Consider the following 19,230-nt stretch of genomic DNA (forward strand, 5'->3'; position numbering starts at 1 on the left):
ATTAAAATAATTATCTACTTGATTAATAGTTATATTTTTTATTTTTTGCTTTGTGTGTATCGAATGTTAATACTTTCCATTATTTGATTGTTTTATCTGCATATTTATTTTGGAACGTTCAAATTAATTATCGGTGGTCGTGATAAATAATTCAGGTATGCTATTGCGAGAAGCAATTAAGGTGAAAAGACAAATGGCAACAATTAAAGACATTGCAAAATTGGCGGGTGTTTCTCATGGAACGGTTTCTAACGTTTTGAATAAACGTGGAAATGTGAGTGTAGAGAAAATTGAAGCTGTCTATAAAGCAGCAAAGCAAATGGGGTACCAGCTCAATACACAAGCGCAATTGTTGAGAACCAATAAAAGCCACAAAATCGCGATACTATTACCGCAGTTAGTGTCCGATAAATACGCAATCTTTTTTAATTCATTTAGGCAATCAATCTCTTTGTACCCCGAGATAACCTATGATCTATTTTTGACGGATGATCTTGAAACAACAGAGTTAGATGCATTACAAAAAATTGCAGCGGGTGGATATAAACAGGTGGTTGCTGTGAGTTGTTTGCAAGACGCGAACACTTATTTTGATACATTAAAATTACCTGCTTCTCAGATTGTGTTTATTTATCGCCAACCAGCCAATGCCCATCATTTTTTCACGTTAGATTTTTCTCAAGCAGCAGAGGCGATTTGCCAACAAATTGCGACCAGCCGCAGTCAACTGGTGGGGATTTTCAGCGATGAACATGGTGAGTTAGAACATTCAACGTTTGTGAGTGAGTTACAAAAAAGCCTCAAGCAGTGTGCACCAAATAAAAAATATATTGTGATCCGAGCATCGAATGATGAATCCTATAAAGCTGCATTTGATTTTTTCACCTTAGACCAAACACCAGACTTGTTTGTTGCTGAAGATATTGAAAAGGCAAGTTTTTTAACTCAAGCCAGTTTTTTTGGTAGCAACAGTGATTGCCCTGCTATTTTTGCCTTAAGTGGCAATATTCCCCCAATATTAAAAGGGCTACACTGTTTTCCGATGAATTATGCGCAGCTAGGGTTAGAGGTTGTTGATGAGCTAATGAAAGAGGATGAACTGGAAAGCGAGAATCTGGGGGCAAACACTGTTTATGTGCGTAACCAAAGTGGCAACCTTTATACTGCAACACCAGCACTTAGTACTGTTAATAAAGATGAGCCGAGTTTGAATCTCCTTATTTTGCCAAGCCCTTCGACAAATGCACTCAAAAAGCTCTTACCCCACTTTTATCGCCAAACGGGCATTAAGGTTAATTTAGCCATACATCCTTATGACGAAGTCTACCAAATATTGGGACAGCTCCATTTACATCCTTATTATGATTTATTGCGGATTGATATGGCCTGTTTTCCTTGGTTTGCAGAGCGAATATTACAGCCACTAGATAATGTCGGGAACGGCTTAACGGATTTATTAAGCAGCTTTTCCAAACCAACCCAACAAAAATTTAGTTTAGTCGGGGACACTGCTTATGCTATGCCATTTGATGCTAGTGCCCAGTTGTTGTTTTATCGAAAAGACTTGTTTGAAGACCCGATCCTAAGGCGTAGGTATTACGAGAAAACAGGCAATGAATTGGCTGTGCCGACGAGTTTTCACGAATACGACCAAGTCACACAGTTTTTTACAGAGCAGCATGAAAAAGGGCAATTTTCTCGCCCAATTGGTGCATCAACAACATTGGGAAGTGCTGGCTTAATAGCAAGTGAATATTTGCTGCGCTACTATGCAGAAGGTGGGCGGTTAATTGAGGGTGATGGTATCCCTCGATTAGAAATGCCTTTGGCGGGCAAAGTGTTAAGCGATTATCTACACCAAGTTTCTGTCACTGAAAATATCCATGAAAAGTGGTGGAGCGAATCCGTTAGGCAATTCGAGCAAGGTGAACTTGCTATGTTAATTGCTTATATGAATCTGTTTAATGATGTGGCTCATAGCGATATTTTTCCAAAAATTGGTTATGCCTCTGTGCCAGGTGGGCTTCCACAACTCGGGGGAGGCGCGCTCGGAGTATCTCGTTATAGCCAAAAATCACATTATGCAGAGCAATTTTATCGTTGGCTCTATTCACCTATCGTGATGGATCATCTTATTTTATTGGGTGGGAATAGTAACCATCAAGATTTCAGCCATAACCAAGAAATCTGCCATCGCTACCCTTGGATGCCACTGGCTTATCAAGAGATTAACCGCGGGATCCGCGAATCCTCCATTCCAAACGGTAAGTTATTTAATTTGCGCCAAGCTGAAGTGATCATTGGTCAAGGGATTACTAATGTGGTGAATAAGATCATGACAATAGAAGAAACCATTGAATATATTAATCAGCGTTTATTAGTGGATACCCAAGGGGAACGATAGAGTGGGGGATTGGTGAGCGCAATGTGGTAAAAGTTGCATTGTTAATTTTGATAAGCGTTATAAACGCAAAAAACCAGCCTTTAGGCTGGTTTCTTTAAATAGTGGTGCCCGGACTCGGAATCGAACCAAGGACACGGGGATTTTCAATCCCCTGCTCTACCGACTGAGCTATCCGGGCAACGGAACGTATTAAACCTGATTCCATCAGTTGAGTCAAGGCGCATTATAAAAACTTTCGACCGTATGCGCTTTTTTTCAACACCTTAGCTACTTTTTAAACGAAATGCCCTAAAAATATCTGGGTAATGAAGAACACCCGCTGTTTAACGGGTGATTTTCATCTGTTCGCCAATGTTAGCGCAAATATTTTTTCTGTGCCTTGTTCACTTTAATGAGGTAATTACGTGACTCAGCAGCTGGGTGCTTAGTGGACAATGTTTCATACACTTCACCTGGTTCTAAATTGTTAATACGCTGAGCTGCCTGCTTTTTATCACTATGGAACACTCGCAGGACACTGCCTGCGCCGCCATTGTATGCGGTAATAACAGCATAACGGCGAGAGGTTTGATTGCGAATATCGCCTAAATAGCTGTTTTGCAAGATAGCCAAATAGGCAGTCCCCGTATCAATGTTCTTTTCTGGGTCGAACAAATAGCTGCGACTTGGCACCCCTGATTTTCCTTGTGAGCGGAAAACGTCTTTACCTGCCGTGTTTGGCATTATCTGCATCAAACCAAGTGCATCTGAGCGGCTTACGGCATAAGGGTTAAAGCTCGATTCAATTTGCATAATTGCAAGGATTAATGACTCATCAACGCCATATTTTGCTGATGACTTTTTAATATACGGCAAATATTTGTGGGCGCGTTTGTCTAGGTGGTTAGGCACTAATTGCATCGTGACTGACCAAACGATATTCATGCCAGATTGGCGGCGCTGTATTTTGTTTTCTATCAGATAATCTGCAAATTTTGTTGCTCGCCACTCCCAACGAATCGCTTCCCCTGTGTTATCGAGTACTTGGCCAAATAAAAATGGTTCTTTACTGTAGGGGATATCGTTAATATCAGAATAGAGGTCGATGGAGTTAGGGTCATCGCCCATCAATAAGGTGGTGACAATCGCTTTTTTGAGGTGTTGCGATGGCTCTACAGCGGAAATGGTTTCAACTGTAATCGTCCCTGCATCGAAATTAATATGACTACGTGTACGGTATTCATCTGTATATTTAACGTAATCTTTTGGCCCCGCAATGAGGACTTCCTTAATTCCCCAAATATTTTCGATATTATGGGCAAATTGGCCCATTAAAATATCAAATCCATTGGTGTCTTTGACATAATCAGGGTTGAAGTCCGTTTTTTGGTTGCTGGAACACGAAACAAGTAGCGGGATCAATAAACTCAGCGCAAATAGTTTTTTCATACGATTCACAGTATTGGTGCAAAAGTCTACCTACAGAGTAGGTAGACAGACAGATTATTTTTCAGGTGTATAGCCGTCAATGTGAATATCATGGCCTTCAAATAAGAACTTGACCATTTCTTGTTCTAACATCTTACGATCGTCTGGATTCATTGTATTGAGTTTCTTTTCATTAATTAGCATAGTTTGCTTCGTCATCCACTGGCTCCATGCTTCTTTAGAAATCTCATTAAAAATACGTTTCCCTAACTCACCTGGGTAAAGTTGAAAATCTTGCCCATCTGCGTCACGTTGTAAGAATGTACAAAAAATCGTTCTACTCATTAAAATTTCCTCAAATATCAGGTAGTAAGGCGAGCTGTTTTAATAAACTTTCAACTGGGGCGGCAAGGCCGATAGTTGCGCCTAGGTGTAAGTTATACCAGAGTCCTTTGCCTTCATCCATGGCAGAATTAAATGCCTGAATCTTAACTTTTACAGGGATAATATCTAAATGGAAATGGCTAAACGTGTGGCGAAAGGCAATTAACTGCTCAGGAGCGTCATAAGAAAGGCCTGATTCCGCTAACCATGCTGTTAATTGTTCTGAAGACTCAAACTGTGGAAAGGCAAATAACCCACCCCAAATACCAGAAGGGGGACGCTGCTCTAACCAGACATTGTCTTCATGTTGCATAATTAAAAACCAGGCGGTTTTTTCAGGGATTTTTTGTTTCGGTTTTTTCCCTGGGTAGTTTTGCCATGAATGGTTGGCATAGGCAACACAGCCAAAGTTAAGTGGGCAAAGCTCGCATTTTGGTTTACTGCGGGTGCAAACCATCGCGCCTAAATCCATCATTGCTTGGTTAAAATATTCTACGCCATCATTGGGCGTGACATCGGTGCTAATTTCCCACAGGCGGTTTTCTACCTCTTTTTTCCCAGGCCAGCCATCAACGGCATAAGCACGAGCCAGCACGCGTTTTACGTTGCCATCTAAAATAGGGTAATGTTGCTGTTGGGACAGAGATAAAATTGCGCCAGCCGTAGAGCGACCAACCCCGGGCAAAGCCAACACTTCATCAAAAGTGGTTGGGAATTTCCCACCATACTGATCAGCAACGACTTTTGCTGCCTTGTGTAAATTGCGGGCACGGGCATAATAGCCAAGGCCTGTCCATAAATGTAAAACCTCATCCAATGGTGCGTTGGCAAGGGCGGTAATATCTTCAAAACGAGAAATAAATTTCTCAAAATACGGGATAACGGTACTGACTTGGGTTTGTTGCAGCATCACCTCAGACAGCCATACGTGGTAAGAGGACTTTTCCTGCTGCCACGGTAATGTTTTGCGTCCATATTTGTGATACCAGTCGAGCACTGCATGAGAAAATTGTTGAGCTTCCATTGAACACTTTATTTTTTTATCGATTTTTTAATAATGCTAAGGATTGCAACATAGACGCGGTAGGCTGTAAACCGCTTATTGTGTGGTTTAGTGTAAAGTTAGCCAATTATCAACTGCATCCTTGTTGAAGTTTTGCTAAACTCCTACTCTTACCCTGCGATTACTGTTAGGTCATTAATCTAATGGTTTGAATTAGCAAGGGTAATTTAAACATAATTGCTATTTACTAGCCTTATAGAACTTGATCGTTGGCACATTAACTTAATTGGGCAACTATTTTTTAGAACCTTTATTATGATCAATAATGTTATCTCCCCCGAATATAATGAAGAAGGGCGGGTTATGCGCCGTGTCCGTAGTTTTGTCCGCCGTCAAGGGCGTCTGACAAAACGTCAGGAAGACGCATTAGAAAAAGAATGGGCTGAAATGGGGATTGATTTTATCAATGAACCCTTTGATTTCGCCAAAGTATTTAGTAACTCAAACCCAGTGACGCTAGAAATTGGGTTTGGTATGGGCGCCTCATTGGTGACTATGGCATCGCAAAATCCACAGCAAAACTTTTTAGGCATTGAAGTTCATGCGCCAGGTGTGGGCGCATGCTTAGCATCGGCAAAAGAAGAAAATGTCAGTAATGTCCGTGTGATGTGCCATGATGCGATTGAAGTCTTGGATTGCATGGTGCCCAATGGAAGCCTTGCGATGGTTCAGTTATTTTTCCCTGACCCATGGCATAAAGCAAAACACAATAAACGCCGCATTGTTCAAGTGCCATTTGCTGAAAAAATTCGCAGTAAATTAGCGGTTGGTGGTGTTTTCCATATGGCGACCGACTGGGAGCCGTATGCAGAACATATGCTTGATGTCATGAAGAGTGTCGAAGGGTATAAAAATTTATCACCAACAGGTGATTATGTTCCTCGTCCAGAATCAAGACCAGAAACAAAATTTGAAAAGCGCGGCCAGCGGTTAGGGCACGGTGTATGGGATTTAATGTTTGAGAGGACCAAATAATGGCTAAACAACCACGTAGTCGTCGTTTACGTAAAAAAATGCGTTTGGATGAATTCCAAGAGTTAGGTTTTACGGTTAAATGGAGTTTTAAAGAAGGTACACCGATCGAAGAAGTTGACACTACCGTTGACCAACTGATTGCTGAAGCTATTGAACCAAACGGTTTAGCATTCGAAGCAAGCGGCTACTTGAGCTGGGAAGGGATTGTTTGCCTACAGCAAATTGGTAAATGTACCGAAGAACACCGTCAAATCGTTGAAAATTGGTTAAAAGCAAAAGGGATGAACGACGTTGTTGTTTCTGAACTGTTTGATGTTTGGTGGGAATAATCACTTTTTGGTTGATTAAATCACACTAAATAAATAGGCTGAGTTTCTCAGTGTTTGAAGAGGCATCCAAGTTTTGGGTGCCTTTATTTTCTGGAGTAAAAGTTTTGAGTGCTATGTTTTCTAACCAGCTACTTAACGACATTCTAGACCAAGTTCGGCCGCTAATAGGCCAAGGTTGTGTTGCCAACTATATTCCTGCGCTAGGTTGTGTGCCTTCTCATCATCTTGGTATCGCCGTTTCCACCATTGACGGTGAGGTTTTCACCGCAGGGGATGCCTATCAACGTTTTTCCATTCAGTCTATTTCAAAAGTGTTGAGCCTGACATTGGCGATGACGCGCTACGAAGAAAATGAAATTTGGAGCCGTGTTGGCAAAGAGCCATCAGGGCTACCATTTAACTCATTAATTCAAATTGAAATGGAAAAAGGTATCCCACGAAACCCGTTTATTAATGCAGGTGCGATTGTGATTGCAGATATGTTGCAGTCGCGTTTAAGTGCGCCAAAACAACGTATGCTAGAGTTTGTTCGAAAATTATCGTGTGAGCCTGATATTACCTACGATACAACCGTTGCTCGCTCTGAAATGGAACATGCAAGCCGTAATGCAGCAATCGGCTATTTAATGAAATCATTTGGTAATTTTGAAAATGATGTTTTGACGGTGCTCGAAACTTATTTTCATTATTGCTCTCTAAGTATGAACTGTGTTGAATTAGCGAGATGTTTCTCCTATTTAACATCGCAAGGAATGTCATCTTGCTCCATAGACCCCATTATTACCCCATTACAATCAAGGCAAATCAATGCATTGATGATGACATGTGGAATGTATGATGGCTCTGGTGAATTTGCATTTCGTATTGGAATGCCAGGGAAATCAGGTGTTGGCGGCGGTATTGTTTGTGTTGTCCCTAACCAATTTACTGTGGCGGTATGGTCACCTGAACTCGATGCAGCAGGGAATTCTCTGGTGGGTTGCGCTGCTTTAGAGCTATTATCGAAACGAATTGGGCGTTCTGTTTTCTAATTAATTCAACGCCTTCTAGGAGATGTTATGTTACGCCGTACATTAATTGCATTTTCACTGTTAGCGAGTGCAGCGAGCCAAGCTGCGGATTATAACTGCTCAGTGACACCGAACGATGATATTTTCATGACGCCAGAAAGCGTGCGAGTGGTTGGTCGCAGTGGCGATTTAGTGATTACACCTAATGGTGAGATCACGTTAAACGGCAAAAATATTGCGGCGACTGAGGCTCAAAAACAGCAAGCGATCCGTTATCAATCGGCAATTCGTAATGATTTACCTTGGATAAAACAAGAGTCTGAGAAAAAACTGGCAACGTCACGTGAAACGGTAGATAAAGTCGTTGTTAAGGTCATTGGCAGCGACAGTAATGTACGTAAACGTTTGACTAAGCTAGAAAAAGACCTGAATAGCCAAATCAACCAAATTATTGAAACCCGTCCGAATGGCTATGCTTTTCATCATGAAGCGATGAAAAATGCGGAAACAAAAGGCAAGCAGTTGGTGAATGAAAGCTTGGGCGGTATTTTACAAGATAGCATCAACGAAATGGGGCGCAAGCAACTGTTATCAGGTGGTGATGCTAACCAAGCGCTACAAGGCATGCTGGGCAATCTAGGTGGTTTGCAGCAAGAGCTTGAAACAGAATGGAAAAAACAAGAGAAAAGCTTCCAATTGTTTGGTGTTCAAGTGTGTTCAAAAGTCACTGGCATTGAGCAACAACGGGTTTCTTTATTGAATTCCTTAAAAGCCAAATAATCCATTTATCTATATTTCTTAAAAACAGCCCTGTATTAACTGCATGGCTGTTTTTTTATTTATGATGGTTATTATGTGGATTTATAAATGTGATTTTAGTTCCATTAATGGGAATGAAAATGAAATTGATTCTTATTTGATTGACATGTAGGCCTCTCTCTTTACAATGCGAGTTTGGCTTAATGACTTAATTGGGATCGTTTAAATGAAAAAGTTCATTCCTGCTTTACTTGTTTCTGTATTGTCACTCTCTGCTCCTTTAGCGCTTGGTGCTGAATCTGCTGCTTTCGCTCCAAATGCTGTCACTGCACAAGGCGTCGAAAAAGTGACAATTAAGCATTTATCGGGTGAAACAGAAGTTATTAAAAAACCTAAAAAAGTGGTTTTATTTGACTTCGGTGTATACGACTCAATGCAAAAACTGGGTTTAGGCGATAACGTGGTGGCTTTACCGACGGCAAATGCGCCTGCTTATGTGAAAGGCAGTATTCCAGCATCAATGGAAAATGCAGGTGGCATGAAACAACCTGATTTGGCTAAAATTGAGCAATTAAAACCTGATTTAATCGTCATCACAGGGCGTCAGGGGAAATCATACGAAGCCTTATCCAAAATTGCACCGACCATTAATTTAGGTTCTGACAGCAAACATTATATTGAATCAGTAAAAGCAAACTTAGCCGTACTTGGTGATTTATACGGTAATCAAAAAGCCGTTGATGAACAGCTTGTTCAGTTAGACAAAACCATTGCAGATGCTCAGAAAAAAGCGGCTGATTCTAAGAAAAAAGTCTTAGTACTGATGCACAATGACGGCAAATTAATCCCAAATAACCAAGCCGTGGTTTATGACGTGGTAAAAGCACAGCGTGCAGAATTGCAGATTGATGAAAATGCGGATAAATCAAAACGCCGTGTTGTCGATACCAAAACCATTGCGCAAGCAAATCCTGATGTCATCTTAATTGTTGACCGCAGTGAAGCTATCGGTGCTGGGAAATTAGAAAAAACGGTCTTTGAAGACAGCAATATCCAAGAAACCAAAGCATACAAAGACGGTAAGATCACTTACCTGCAATCTGATCTGTGGTATTTATCAGGTGGTGGCTTTGTCAGCTTAACAGAACAAGTTAATGCTGTTGTTAACGCGCTTTAATGAATATCTGCCGTTGTCCTAACGATAGCGGCAATATGAAATACCCTTATTGTTATTTTTGTCGATCTCATTTTTATCTCTAATAAAAAGCCCGCAGAATGTTATCTCTCGCGGGCTTTCATTAGTTCACTGATTTGGGTATTATTCCTCGCCTAAAAATAGCTCCAACAGCGAGTTTAAGAATAACTTTCCATGTTCTGTAATTTGCCATTCATCATCAGTTTCTGTGATGTATCCTTTGGCTAAGGCTTCATTAAGAGCAGGCCTTACAGTTGATTCGGGCAAACCTGTGTATTGGGTAAACTCTTGACGGGGCATGGCCTCAAGTAACCGAAAGCGGTTCATGAAATATTCAAATGGTTTATCTTCGGCTTCTACATCATAAGACTGCTGAAGATACCGACCTTCCATATAACCTCGAGGATGTTTGGTTTTTACCGTACGTAAAATCCGCCCATCCTCAAAGGTAATTTTGCCATGAGCACCACAGCCAATACCGAGATAATCACCAAAGCGCCAGTAATTGAGGTTGTGTTCACACTGATAACCCGATTTTGCGTAGGCAGAGGTTTCATACTGTACATAACCCGCTGCACTGAGTAGCTTGTGACCCTCGGTATAAATGTCCCACAGGGTATCGTCATCAGGCAGGGTTGGTGGCCTTGAACCAAATTGTGTATTGGGCTCGATAGTTAGCTGATACCAAGACAAATGTGGCGGCGCAAGTTCAATCGCTTGTTTTAAATCTGACAAGCCTTCATCGCGCGTTTGTGCGGGTAAGCCATGCATTAAATCGAGATTGAAGCTGCGTAAGTTGAGGTGAGTGGCCAATTTTGCTGCACGTTTCGCCTCATCAGAGCCATGAATACGGCCTAAAGTGATCAGCTTATCGTTACCAAAGCTTTGTACGCCGATTGAAATACGGTTGATCCCCGCAGCCTGGTAGCCTGCAAACCGGTCTGCTTCTACGGTTCCGGGGTTGGCTTCCATCGTGACTTCTGCGTTTGGGTCTAATTGAACTCGCGCGCGAACACCATCCATCAATGCTTGCATGGCTTCAGCCGTCAGCAAACTCGGTGTTCCCCCCCCAATAAAAATCGTTTTAACAGGGCGATCAGCAATTAATTTGGCATCAATATCTAAGTCCGCTAATAAGTGCTCAACATACTCTTTTTGTGGGATCTCTCCTTTTAGAGTATGCGAATTGAAATCACAATAAGGGCACTTTTGCACACACCAAGGAATATGGATATACAAGCTCAGTGGTGGCAACTTATGCATTCTTCAGAGCATCCAGCATCATTGCTAAGGCTTTACCACGATGGGAAACAGCTTGTTTTTCTGCTTTGCTTAACTCTGCAGAGGTACAGCCAAGCTCTGGTACGTAAAAGATAGGATCGTACCCAAAACCGCCTTGGCCTTTGCGTTCGCGGGTAATAATACCGTGCCAACGGCCATGGAATACTAATGGCGTAGGGTCTTCGGCGTGGCGCAAATACACCAGCACACAGTTAAATTGCGCCTGACGTTGGTCATCAGGCACATTTTTCATTGCATCTAATAGCTTAACGAGGTTTTGCTCGTCAGTTGCTTCCTCACCAGCGTAGCGGGCAGAGTAGATCCCTGGCGCGCCACCAAGGGCATCAACCGAAATTCCTGAGTCGTCAGCAATAGCGGGTAAACCCGTTTGTGCCGACGCGTGTCGAGCTTTCAGGATGGCATTTTCAATAAAGGTTAAACCTGTTTCTTCTGCAGATTCAACACCCAATGAAGTTTGTGCAACGATATCCATACCGAAATCGCGAAGTAAGTCGGCTAATTCATTTACTTTGCCCGGATTCCCGGTCGCTAAAACAACTTTTTGCATCGTTTAAAACTCGTTTTTACATAATACCAATGGAATACATCATTGCGGTCAATGATGGGTCAATCATCAGGGAAATATCCACACGCAAATAATTCAGGGCGATTAAGATAAACATCACAATCATTGCTGAGAAATCTAACCCACCCATTGCTGGGATAATACGGCGAATTGGCGCCATTAGCGGTTCAGTTAATTGGTATAATAAATAATCAACAGGATTACGGCCTTGGCTTACCCAGCTGAGGATGGCGCGGATCAAGATCATCCAGAAGATCAATTTACCTGCATACGTTAGTAATAAAATGATTCCCATTGGGAGAATCGTTACGCCTAAGATAGGCAGTAAGTTAGTTGCCCACATGCCAAAAATAATTGCGGCAATGGCTAAAACAAAAGCAACAACAACAGACGCCGTATCAATTGAACCAATCGCAGGGATCACACGGCGTAGCGGCGCGACAATCGGTTGTGTGGCTTTGACCACAAATTTGGAAAATGGGTTATAGAAATCCGCACGAACGCACTGCATCCAAACGCGGAGCAATAACACAAAAATATACAGCTGGATCAGAGTGGTAACGACAAATACTAAAGTCTGCATGGCAAGTTCCGCGATTAATTAAAAAAGTTTTTCCATTTCTTCTGCTCTGTTGATGGCGCTTTGCATCGCGTTAGCAACAGTTTGCGGAAGGTTTTCGTTGTAAAATTGCTCTAAAGCCATCGCGGTGGTACCGCCTTTAGAGGTGACTTGTTCACGTAAGGTTGAAAAAGCCGTGTCGTGCTGGGATTTCGCCAGTTCAACGGAGCCTTCAATGGCATTCAACACTAATTCACGTGCTTGTTCTGCATCATAACCGAGTTGCTCTGCTTTTTGTTGCATCGCTTCCATAAATAAGAAGAAATAAGCGGGGGAGCTACCTGTAATTGCAATAATATTATTGATTTCTTGCTCTTTCTGGCACCAAATCGTTGAACCGACACTTTGCATTAATTCCTGCGCAAATTGTTTGTCTTGCTCAGTCACTTTGGCTTGCGCAAATAACCCGCTTACGCCTTTACCAACCAAGGATGGGGTATTTGGCATGATGCGCACTAAATTCAGTTGATGTGCAAAGTAATCGTTATAGCGCTCTGCTGGGATGCCTGCGGCAATGGTTAACACCAGTTTGTTATCAAAATCAGTGGCATTTTGCAGGGGTTCGCAGACTTCTTTCATCATTTGTGGTTTTACTGCTAATACAATGACATCGGCCTGTTTAACGGCAGCAAGGTTATCATCACTGCTAATAATGCCATATTGTGCGGCAATTTTATCGCGGCGCACGGGGGTTGGAGAACAAACGGTGATCATTGATGCGGGGTAACCATTGCTAACAAGCCCTGCGATGATAGCGTGAGCCATATTTCCAGCGCCGATGAAAGCAATTTTACGGTGTTGCATTCTGTTCTCCTTATTATTGATGATATTGGCGCGCACCAAAAATCGCGGTTCCTATGCGAACAAGGGTTGAACCGCAGTGAATAGCGGCGCGCATATCGTCAGTCATTCCCATCGATAGGGTATCGACTGTTGGGTAAGTAGTTTGTAACTGTTTAAATGCGTTGTCCATTTGACGAAACGCTTCACATTGACGGTCATAGTCTGATTCAGGGGCGGGGATCGTCATCAAACCTCGTAATACAAGGTTTGGCATAGTTGCGACTTCAGCAGCAAGCTTAGCAACCTCACCTAATGTTATGCCCGATTTGCTGTTTTCATCGCTAATATTAATTTGGATGAGTACATTTAGTGGCGTTTTATTGCTAGGGCGCTGGTCATTCAGACGCTGAGCAATTTTAGCTCTGTCAAGCGTGTGGAACCAATCAAAGTGTTCAGCGACTAAACGGCTTTTATTGGATTGTAATGGGCCGATAAAATGCCAAATAAGGTCAGTTCTATTTGCGAAATATTGGATTTTCTCAACGCCTTCTTGGACGTAATTTTCACCAAATTGGCGCTGGCCTGCTTCGATGGCTTCTAAAATAGCCTCACAAGGCTTGGTTTTACTGACAGCCAGCAGCGTAATGTCTTGGGGTGAACGATGACATTCTTCGGCAGCAGTTTGAATACGTGCGGTAACATCAGAGATATTATTTTGAATGGTCATGTATTTATTCATTATGGTTTAATTCAAAACTATTTTATTCACAGAGTGCATGAATAGTGACTGTTGACCATAGTGTAAAGCAATTCGCGTTAGAACGGCACCTTTGCATGAGATTTCCGTGAAAAATAACCTCAAAACTGTGCAAAATTAACTATGTTGCTCAAACCAGCTTTCAAGGATCACCACGGCGGAAGCCGAATCCACTTTTCCTTTGCTTAATGCGCGGTAGCCACCTTGCTCAAATAAGCCTGCTTTTGCTTCAACCGTGGAAAGTCGTTCATCGTGCAATTCGACTTTAACACCAAAACGGCCATGAATACGATTGGCAAAATTACGCGCTTGGCTGGTGACCAGTTGCTCGGTGCCATCCATATTAAGGGGTAGGCCGACAATAACCAACTGAGGAAGCCATTCTTTAAGTAACTTTTCGATTTGTTGCCAATCAGGGCGACCATCACTGGCTTTAAGTGATGTTAATGGGCGTGCTGTACCTGTGATCTCTTGTCCAATAGCAACACCAATACTTTTTGTTCCGAAATCAAAGGCTAATAGCGTTCTTCCTGACATTATGCATGCCCCGCTTGCATGGAAATCGTATGAATATTGACACCAATTAAATTGGCAGCCGCAGCCCAACGTTCGTTAATTGGCGTATCAAAAATGAGTTTAGGGGATGCTTCAACTGTCAACCAGCTATTTTCCATGATTTCTCGCTCTAGTTGACCAGGCTCCCAACTGGAATAACCTAAGGCGACTAAAGAGTTTTTTGGCGAGTGATCGCTACCAAGAGTTTCTAAAATATCTTTCGACGTAGTGACCATCACTTCATCATTAAGATGCAAGCTAGATAAAAAGCCGCTAATTGGTGTATGTAAGATAAAACCATGTTCTTCTGCAACCGGGCCACCAGCAATCACGGGGCGTTGTAGGTTACGTTTATTGACTTTATCGGATACCGTAATTTCAAGCTTTCTTAACATGGTATCAACTGAAAAGTCATCAATGGGTTTATTAATGACTAAACCCATTGCGCCTTTTTCGTTGTGCTCACACACATACACTACAGATTGCTCAAAATAAGGATCTGTGAGGGATGGCATGGCAATAAGAAAATGGTTTTGTAGATTCAAACTTAAACTCCATTCATTTTTATTGAATTCGTTGGCTAAAAAGGCAGAAATCGCCTTTTTAGCCTGTTTTATTGCTTATTTTTTCAAGCGACGTTCAATGGCATCCATCAACATACCTGTGATAGAAATATCAAAAGCCGCTTCGATTTCACGAGCGCAGGTTGGGCTTGTGACGTTAATTTCAGTCAGGCGATCACCTATAATGTCTAACCCAACGAACACTAAGCCTTTTTCTTTCAATGTTGGCGCGACGGCACGCGCAATTGCCCAATCACTTTCTGTTAAAGGACGCGCTTCGCCACGACCACCTGCGGCCAAATTACCACGGGTTTCACCTTGCGCTGGAATACGCGCTAAACAGTACGGCACTGGCTCACCATCAACCACTAACACACGCTTATCGCCCTCTTTAATGGCAGGTAAAAAGTTTTGAGCCATACAATAGCGGGAGCTATGTTCTGTCAATGTTTCGATGATCACGCCCACGTTAGGGTCATCTTGTTTTAAACGGAAAATCGATGCACCGCCCATGCCATCAAGGGGTTTGAAGATCACATCCCCATGTTTTTGATGGAATTCTCTTAATTTTTGCGGGCTGCGAGTCACTAACGTATCTGGCGTTAATTCAGGGAACCAAGCAGTGAATAATTTTTCATTACAGTCACGCAGGCTTTGCGGTTTATTCACAATTAAGGAACCTGCTTGTTCTGCGCGTTCTAAGATATAGGTTGCGTAAATGAACTCGGTATCGAATGGCGGATCTTTGCGCATCAAAATCGCATCAAGGGAACCGAGGGCGATATCTTGTTCACCATGGAATTCGTACCATTTCGCAGGATTTTCTTCGACGGTGACAATTTTAGTCTGTGCGCGAGCCTCACCTTGGTGCAAATAAAGGTCATTCATTTCCATATAATGGATTTCGTAACCACGACGCTGAGCTTCCAACATCATTGCAAAACTGGTGTCTTTCTTGATTTTGATGGATGAAATAGGATCCATCACTATACCGAGCTTGATCATTTTTTCTCCTTAACCCAGATCACCTAAGCGCACTTGCAGTGCAGTGATAGCGGTTAGCGCAGTCGTTTCTGTTCTAAGTACTCTAGGGCCTAACAGTATATCGGTAAATTGATAATTGGCTGTCATGGCGATTTCATCCGCTGAAAGCCCGCCTTCTGGGCCAATCAACAGTCTTACTTTTTTCAATTGAGTCGGCAGGGTATTGATGCTTTCTGTCGCTCTTGGGTGAAGATTTACCTTGAATGCACCGTCATCCTCCGCACACCAAGTTTCAAGGCTTTGTACGGGGCGAATTTCAGGGATACGGTTTCGGCCACATTGTTCACATGCAGCAATCGCAATTTTTTGCCATTGCTGTAATTTTTTTTCGAGTCGCTCGGGGTCTAAACGCACACCACAACGCTCTGAAATTAAAGGGGTAATGGTATTAACACCCAATTCAACAGATTTTTGGATGGTGAATTCCATTTTTTCCCCGCGTGACATGACTTGGCCTAAATGGAGATCGAGGGGGGACTCTCTATCATCAAGATTGCCACTTTCAATGTAGACCAAAACATGCTTTTTCGAAGCTTCCGTAATTTCAGCACTAAAAGTTTGGTTGCTACCATCAAACAGCTCAAGCTTCTGACCAGGAGCCATACGGAGGACTCTGCCCACATGGTTTGCGGCATCATCACCAAGAGAAATGGTTGTATTGGTTTGTATTGGCTCAGGGTGATAAATGCGTGGAATGCGCATGGTGTTTCCTTAGTACAGACTCGATTAATAAATAGGATAGCTTTGGTGAATATGGGGATTGAATCGCAAAACTCAAGCTTTGCTATCTAGTTTATAACGAAAAAAAACGTATTTATAGTACGTCTGTGCCATCGCCGTTAAATTAGACGCAATTGATAAATAAATAGAAAAAATTTGAGCTCGAATAAACTGATTGTATTGAACGGAATTAAAGTGTTTAGGTTGGTTATTTTTCTGCGTATATTTATTTTTTCTCCATAATGGAATAAGGAGTTAATATGCTCGACTTATGGTGCGCAGTTTTAGAAAAATTCGTTTTTATCTTTAATGAAATAATGAATCTTTTATTTAAATTGAAAACAGAGTGGAGCTGTTTTTATATTAAATTCAGTAACATTATGGTCAATAAGGAAGTTTATTTGATTTTAATGCTTTTAGTGTTATCTGTAATAATGACCTTTAAGCTATTGAAATCTATTCCTGAAAAATATTTTCAATTACCTTCCATTGAGGTTAATTATTTTTCATTGTTTTTTATTTATTCAGTGTTGGGTCTTATCGTTTTTTATTCGTTGAGTTATTGGCTTGTCATCTTATTTTTATTCGTATTTTTAAACTTCACTGTGTTGTTGTTTATTATTGATTATAAAACAGGGTATTTACCGAATATATTAACTTACCCATTCTTAGGGGCTGGGTTGTTGTATCAAATAAGCTCTCCAAACGGTAATGTGATTTCGGCTATCTATGCCATTATCGTGGCTTATTTGGCCATTATGTTTATCACAACACTGGTGGAAAAAATCAAAAAACAGCCGCAAATGGGAAGGGGAGATTTTAAATTGATTGCTGCGTGTGCATCATGGCTTGGTGTACTGAATTTACCGCATTTTTTAGGTCTAGCAGCAGTGCTAGGGCTTTTGCACTACAGTGCGAGTTATTGGCTATTACCTAAGTTCCATGGCGTTGGCGGAAAATCGTATTTGAAAAGTGGAGAAGGTATGAATATGGGGGGCCCGACTATTCCTTTTGGGCCAGCGATTTTGGTTAGTGCTAGTATTTGGCTGTATTTATCACTTATTCAATGATAATAAATGAATAACACAGCCAAATGATTTGCTCGTTTGGTTATTTAGCAGCATTAACCATGGTATCTAAGAATTGTTGCCATTTATCTGGCGCGCCAAGGTAGTTTTGTAGTGGGACTCGTAGCCACTGGCCTTGTTGCTGAATCAGTAATGTAGGGAAGCCAGATGCACCTGATTGCGCTAATAGTGTTTTACTGTTTTGAATGTGGGTCTTAGTTTCACTTAGCTCACTCTGTGCGTAGTCAGTCGTATATTGAGCGACATCCAGCCCAATGCTTTGTGCTAAATCTAACAGGACAGCGCTATCATTAATGTGGCGCCCTGCAATATAGTGGGCTTTTTGAATCGCTTTTAGCATTTCTAAGCCTTTACCTTGTTTTGTTGCTGCCAGTATTGCGGTTTGCGGTATTGCTGAGTCCATTACAAAGTTAGGTTCATGTAACATTGTGAGGTAGTCATCACCAAAAACTTGCTCTGTCATTGACGCTATGCGTTTATCTGATTGGATAATGTGTTGGCGGAAATTATCATCTAAATGTAGTCGAGAGCTGCCTGCGAGCATGCCACCACCATGCATTTCGATATGAATATTTGGGTGTTTCGCAGCAACTTCAATTAACGGTGCAGCAGCATAACACCAGCCACAATAAGGGTCATAAATATAGTGTAGGGTAATATTGCTCATAATAATGTCTCGCTGAATTATTTTTAAGATACTCAAGGTGATAGCATAAACTATCCCCCTAGATCATTTTGTTTTTAATGTGTATCCACAAGTTACAAAAAGTACCAAAACAAATGAAATAGGGGGCAATTTATCGGCTTACTGAGGCCACTGCATTTCGCCTTTAATCACTTTGGCGCTGAGCTCTAAGCTCGATTTTTCATCTAAGTTAGGGTATTGCGTTTCTACTTTTTTAATCAGTTCATCCGCGTTTTTGCTTGCTTTTATCGCAGTTTCAAAGTCATTTAAATATTGCTGAGTAAATGTAACGGTTCCAATATCAAACTTAGAATTGCCGGTAAAATGTCCTGGTACAACGGTTTCGGGTTTAAGTGCTTTAATACTCTCTAAAGCTTGTTGCCAGTTTTGGCGTGAGGTTTCAGTTTGCGTATCTGCAACCCACACATGGAGATTATCGTAAACTAATACGCCACCCACGACTGCTTTTAAAGAGGGTACCCACAGATAAGTTCTGTCTGGTGAGGCACCATCTAGGCCTTTAATCTCTAATTTTTCACCATCAACGGTAAAGCTATTCCCTTTAATGACTTCAGGAACAATAACATGGCTTGGTGCTTCATTTTTTAATTCACCGCCCCAATAGGCAAGTTTGCCATCTTTAGTTGCATTAATGGCGTTGACGGTTTCGGCAGTTGCAACCACTTTGGCTTCAGGGAAAGCTTTTGTCAGCGTCTCTAAACCAAAATAAAAATCAGGGTCTGAATGGCTAATATAAATGGTGGTTAATTTCTTATTCAGCTTTTGGATTTTATCGACTAATTTTTGTGCGTCGTTGTTTTGAAATTGAGCATCAATTAAAACCACTTCAGTTGGTCCGCTAATAATTTCAGATGAAACAGGGAAAACACTGTTATGGCCTGGGTTATACACATCTAATGTTAGCTTTTTAGCCTGTGCCATGTGCATAGTTGTTGCGAATAATGTCGTTGCTGCTAATAAGGTAAGTTTCATTTTTATATCCTAAAATTAAGTGATGCAGGT

21 protein-coding genes and 1 tRNA gene are annotated in these 19,230 nt (G+C 41.7%); 7 read left to right on the forward strand and 15 right to left on the reverse strand.

The window, feature by feature from the left end; all coding sequences use genetic code 11:
• Positions 1-193 precede the first annotated feature (193 nt).
• The gene (locus tag PSF27_RS17650; RefSeq protein WP_272574355.1) at positions 194-2,404 is read left to right on the forward strand and encodes an extracellular solute-binding protein; all 2,211 of its coding nucleotides are present in this window, start codon (positions 194-196) and stop codon (positions 2,402-2,404) included.
• 102 nt (positions 2,405-2,506) lie between these two features.
• Here the strand turns inward: PSF27_RS17650 and PSF27_RS17655 are convergent.
• From PSF27_RS17655 to mutY, 4 genes are all read right to left on the reverse strand, one after another.
• Positions 2,507-2,582: transfer RNA gene (locus PSF27_RS17655), tRNA-Phe, on the reverse strand.
• 176 nt (positions 2,583-2,758) lie between these two features.
• Complete coding sequence (gene mltC / locus PSF27_RS17660) at positions 2,759-3,832, reverse strand: membrane-bound lytic murein transglycosylase MltC (protein ID WP_206084720.1); 1,074 nt, start codon at positions 3,830-3,832, stop codon at positions 2,759-2,761.
• A gap of 54 nt (positions 3,833-3,886) precedes the next feature.
• Positions 3,887-4,156: an oxidative damage protection protein gene (locus PSF27_RS17665; protein WP_206084721.1), complete on the reverse strand. Its 270-nt coding sequence runs from the start codon at positions 4,154-4,156 to the stop codon at positions 3,887-3,889.
• 10 nt (positions 4,157-4,166) lie between these two features.
• Complete coding sequence (mutY, locus tag PSF27_RS17670) at positions 4,167-5,219, reverse strand: A/G-specific adenine glycosylase (protein WP_206084722.1); 1,053 nt, start codon at positions 5,217-5,219, stop codon at positions 4,167-4,169.
• A 294-nt stretch (positions 5,220-5,513) separates the two neighbouring features.
• On the opposite strand from mutY, the gene trmB reads away from it, so the two are divergent.
• The 5 genes from trmB to PSF27_RS17695 all read left to right on the forward strand — a co-directional run bounded on the left by trmB (position 5,514) and on the right by PSF27_RS17695 (position 9,508).
• On the forward strand, positions 5,514-6,233 hold the full coding sequence (gene trmB / locus PSF27_RS17675) for a tRNA (guanosine(46)-N7)-methyltransferase TrmB (protein WP_206084723.1): 720 nt from the start codon (positions 5,514-5,516) through the stop codon (positions 6,231-6,233).
• Positions 6,233-6,562, forward strand: a complete 330-nt coding sequence (locus PSF27_RS17680; RefSeq protein ID WP_206084724.1) for a YggL family protein — start codon at positions 6,233-6,235, stop codon at positions 6,560-6,562. Before trmB ends, PSF27_RS17680 begins: the two co-directional genes overlap by 1 nt.
• Before the next feature lie 104 nt (positions 6,563-6,666).
• The gene (gene glsB, locus PSF27_RS17685) at positions 6,667-7,593 is read left to right on the forward strand and encodes a glutaminase B (protein ID WP_272539818.1); all 927 of its coding nucleotides are present in this window, start codon (positions 6,667-6,669) and stop codon (positions 7,591-7,593) included.
• A gap of 27 nt (positions 7,594-7,620) precedes the next feature.
• A complete protein-coding gene (locus PSF27_RS17690; protein WP_272539819.1) occupies positions 7,621-8,352 on the forward strand; it encodes a DUF2884 family protein in 732 nt (243 codons plus the stop codon).
• Between the two features lie 205 nt (positions 8,353-8,557).
• Positions 8,558-9,508, forward strand: coding sequence for a siderophore ABC transporter substrate-binding protein (locus PSF27_RS17695; protein WP_206084727.1), 951 nt, complete (start codon positions 8,558-8,560; stop codon positions 9,506-9,508).
• A 141-nt stretch (positions 9,509-9,649) separates the two neighbouring features.
• Here the strand turns inward: PSF27_RS17695 and hemW are convergent, their stop codons facing one another.
• The 9 genes from hemW to rsmE all read right to left on the reverse strand — a co-directional run bounded on the left by hemW (position 9,650) and on the right by rsmE (position 16,416).
• Positions 9,650-10,789 (reverse strand): radical SAM family heme chaperone HemW, encoded by a 1,140-nt coding sequence (gene hemW, locus PSF27_RS17700; protein ID WP_272681950.1) that lies wholly within the window; start codon positions 10,787-10,789, stop codon positions 9,650-9,652.
• Entirely contained in the window at positions 10,782-11,375 is a 594-nt protein-coding gene (gene rdgB, locus PSF27_RS17705) for an RdgB/HAM1 family non-canonical purine NTP pyrophosphatase (RefSeq protein WP_206084729.1), read from the reverse strand. The genes hemW and rdgB overlap by 8 nt, the downstream gene beginning before the upstream one ends.
• Before the next feature lie 16 nt (positions 11,376-11,391).
• The gene (locus tag PSF27_RS17710) at positions 11,392-11,976 is read right to left on the reverse strand and encodes a YggT family protein (RefSeq protein ID WP_206084730.1); all 585 of its coding nucleotides are present in this window, start codon (positions 11,974-11,976) and stop codon (positions 11,392-11,394) included.
• A gap of 18 nt (positions 11,977-11,994) precedes the next feature.
• On the reverse strand, positions 11,995-12,816 hold the full coding sequence (proC, locus tag PSF27_RS17715) for a pyrroline-5-carboxylate reductase (protein WP_272539821.1): 822 nt from the start codon (positions 12,814-12,816) through the stop codon (positions 11,995-11,997).
• Positions 12,817-12,829: 13 nt separating this feature from the next.
• On the reverse strand, positions 12,830-13,522 hold the full coding sequence (locus PSF27_RS17720; RefSeq protein ID WP_272539822.1) for a YggS family pyridoxal phosphate-dependent enzyme: 693 nt from the start codon (positions 13,520-13,522) through the stop codon (positions 12,830-12,832).
• Positions 13,523-13,669: 147 nt separating this feature from the next.
• Positions 13,670-14,089, reverse strand: a complete 420-nt coding sequence (gene ruvX / locus PSF27_RS17725; RefSeq protein ID WP_206084733.1) for a Holliday junction resolvase RuvX — start codon at positions 14,087-14,089, stop codon at positions 13,670-13,672.
• A complete protein-coding gene (locus PSF27_RS17730; RefSeq protein ID WP_272681951.1) occupies positions 14,089-14,652 on the reverse strand; it encodes a YqgE/AlgH family protein in 564 nt (187 codons plus the stop codon). Before PSF27_RS17730 ends, ruvX begins: the two co-directional genes overlap by 1 nt.
• A gap of 75 nt (positions 14,653-14,727) precedes the next feature.
• Positions 14,728-15,675, reverse strand: coding sequence for a glutathione synthase (gene gshB, locus PSF27_RS17735; RefSeq protein ID WP_206084735.1), 948 nt, complete (start codon positions 15,673-15,675; stop codon positions 14,728-14,730).
• A 9-nt stretch (positions 15,676-15,684) separates the two neighbouring features.
• Complete coding sequence (gene rsmE, locus PSF27_RS17740; RefSeq protein ID WP_206084736.1) at positions 15,685-16,416, reverse strand: 16S rRNA (uracil(1498)-N(3))-methyltransferase; 732 nt, start codon at positions 16,414-16,416, stop codon at positions 15,685-15,687.
• Between the two features lie 428 nt (positions 16,417-16,844).
• Here rsmE and PSF27_RS17745 point away from each other — a divergent pair, with 428 nt between their 5' ends.
• Positions 16,845-17,504 (forward strand): prepilin peptidase, encoded by a 660-nt coding sequence (locus tag PSF27_RS17745; protein WP_241016856.1) that lies wholly within the window; start codon positions 16,845-16,847, stop codon positions 17,502-17,504.
• Positions 17,505-17,544: 40 nt separating this feature from the next.
• Here PSF27_RS17745 and PSF27_RS17750 read toward each other — a convergent pair whose 3' ends face one another.
• Both PSF27_RS17750 and PSF27_RS17755 read right to left on the reverse strand, forming a co-directional pair.
• Entirely contained in the window at positions 17,545-18,189 is a 645-nt protein-coding gene (locus tag PSF27_RS17750; RefSeq protein WP_206084737.1) for a DsbA family protein, read from the reverse strand.
• 138 nt (positions 18,190-18,327) lie between these two features.
• Positions 18,328-19,200: an MBL fold metallo-hydrolase gene (locus tag PSF27_RS17755; RefSeq protein ID WP_272681952.1), complete on the reverse strand. Its 873-nt coding sequence runs from the start codon at positions 19,198-19,200 to the stop codon at positions 18,328-18,330.
• Between the last annotated feature and the right edge of the window lie 30 nt (positions 19,201-19,230).

Origin of the sequence: Providencia sp. PROV129 (assembly GCF_028482245.1) — a bacterium.
Classification (GTDB): domain Bacteria; phylum Pseudomonadota; class Gammaproteobacteria; order Enterobacterales; family Enterobacteriaceae; genus Providencia; species Providencia vermicola.

Bases quoted from the DNA above. Each gene is read 5' to 3' on its own strand.
- PSF27_RS17720 (WP_272539822.1), bottom strand. From the start codon at position 13,522: ATGACCATTCAAAATAATATCTCTGATGTTACCGCACGTATTCAAACT.
- proC (WP_272539821.1), bottom strand. From the start codon at position 12,816: ATGCAACACCGTAAAATTGCTTTCATCGGCGCTGGAAATATGGCTCAC.
- PSF27_RS17750 (WP_206084737.1), bottom strand. From the start codon at position 18,189: ATGAGCAATATTACCCTACACTATATTTATGACCCTTATTGTGGCTGG.
- PSF27_RS17665 (WP_206084721.1), bottom strand. From the start codon at position 4,156: ATGAGTAGAACGATTTTTTGTACATTCTTACAACGTGACGCAGATGGG.
- mutY (WP_206084722.1), bottom strand. From the start codon at position 5,219: ATGGAAGCTCAACAATTTTCTCATGCAGTGCTCGACTGGTATCACAAA.
- PSF27_RS17695 (WP_206084727.1), top strand. From the start codon at position 8,558: ATGAAAAAGTTCATTCCTGCTTTACTTGTTTCTGTATTGTCACTCTCT.
- PSF27_RS17650 (WP_272574355.1), top strand. From the start codon at position 194: ATGGCAACAATTAAAGACATTGCAAAATTGGCGGGTGTTTCTCATGGA.
- rdgB (WP_206084729.1), bottom strand. From the start codon at position 11,375: ATGCAAAAAGTTGTTTTAGCGACCGGGAATCCGGGCAAAGTAAATGAA.
- ruvX (WP_206084733.1), bottom strand. From the start codon at position 14,089: ATGTCAGGAAGAACGCTATTAGCCTTTGATTTCGGAACAAAAAGTATT.
- rsmE (WP_206084736.1), bottom strand. From the start codon at position 16,416: ATGCGCATTCCACGCATTTATCACCCTGAGCCAATACAAACCAATACA.
- PSF27_RS17690 (WP_272539819.1), top strand. From the start codon at position 7,621: ATGTTACGCCGTACATTAATTGCATTTTCACTGTTAGCGAGTGCAGCG.
- PSF27_RS17680 (WP_206084724.1), top strand. From the start codon at position 6,233: ATGGCTAAACAACCACGTAGTCGTCGTTTACGTAAAAAAATGCGTTTG.
- gshB (WP_206084735.1), bottom strand. From the start codon at position 15,675: ATGATCAAGCTCGGTATAGTGATGGATCCTATTTCATCCATCAAAATC.
- hemW (WP_272681950.1), bottom strand. From the start codon at position 10,789: ATGCATAAGTTGCCACCACTGAGCTTGTATATCCATATTCCTTGGTGT.
- PSF27_RS17755 (WP_272681952.1), bottom strand. From the start codon at position 19,200: ATGAAACTTACCTTATTAGCAGCAACGACATTATTCGCAACAACTATG.
- PSF27_RS17710 (WP_206084730.1), bottom strand. From the start codon at position 11,976: ATGCAGACTTTAGTATTTGTCGTTACCACTCTGATCCAGCTGTATATT.
- trmB (WP_206084723.1), top strand. From the start codon at position 5,514: ATGATCAATAATGTTATCTCCCCCGAATATAATGAAGAAGGGCGGGTT.
- mltC (WP_206084720.1), bottom strand. From the start codon at position 3,832: ATGAAAAAACTATTTGCGCTGAGTTTATTGATCCCGCTACTTGTTTCG.
- PSF27_RS17745 (WP_241016856.1), top strand. From the start codon at position 16,845: ATGCTTTTAGTGTTATCTGTAATAATGACCTTTAAGCTATTGAAATCT.